This window comes from Vibrio sp. 1078-1, from assembly GCF_033340475.1.
In genome coordinates this window covers 1-555 of sequence record NZ_JAWOWM010000725.1, presented here as the reverse complement: position 1 = coordinate 555, position 555 = coordinate 1, and the positions used below count along the sequence as shown (strand labels likewise).

Here is a 555-nt window from a genome sequence, read left to right as displayed (position 1 = left end):
AGAGATTGTCACTGACAAGTCGAAAAGCGTAAAAATGCGACCGTTGTAAGGTGAGTTTTGACGAAAAAAAGGGCTCCTGAGAGCCCGTGGTTACTCGTTAGTGAATAAGTTGCTTAAGCTGCATCGCCTCTTGCTTACCCGGAATGGCTTGTTGGGTATCAATCACTGACGCTTGCTTTAATGGCGCGAGCGTTTTGCTGTCGACCGCTTTGCCATCACTGGTATAAGTCGTGCCATTTTCGACCAACGCATTGCCAGTCGATTTCGCACTGTTGATCACGTCGTCATATTTGCTGCTGACATGGAATCGGTAAGAACGGTTATTGGTGAACGTGCCTTGCTCAATCTCGCCGGAATATGGGCTCTTACGGAACAAGTAGTTGAAGCGCTTGTTATCAATCGACACGTTGTCGCTCAATACCAGTGCACCAGGGTTAAAGTTGTCCGTGAATCCGTCCATATTGTTATTGAAAGACAAGCTGTTTTTCACCACATGTGGAACCGGAATCCCCTCGCCGCCTAGCTTGAAGCCGTTACCAATCGTGCCACCCTTGT

1 pseudogene is annotated in these 555 nt (G+C 48.1%); it reads right to left on the bottom strand.

The features are described from left to right. Nucleotides 1-97: 97 nt before the first annotated feature. Nucleotides 98-555 (bottom strand): annotated as a pseudogene (locus R7190_RS29730) (exopolygalacturonate lyase); the annotation flags it as partial.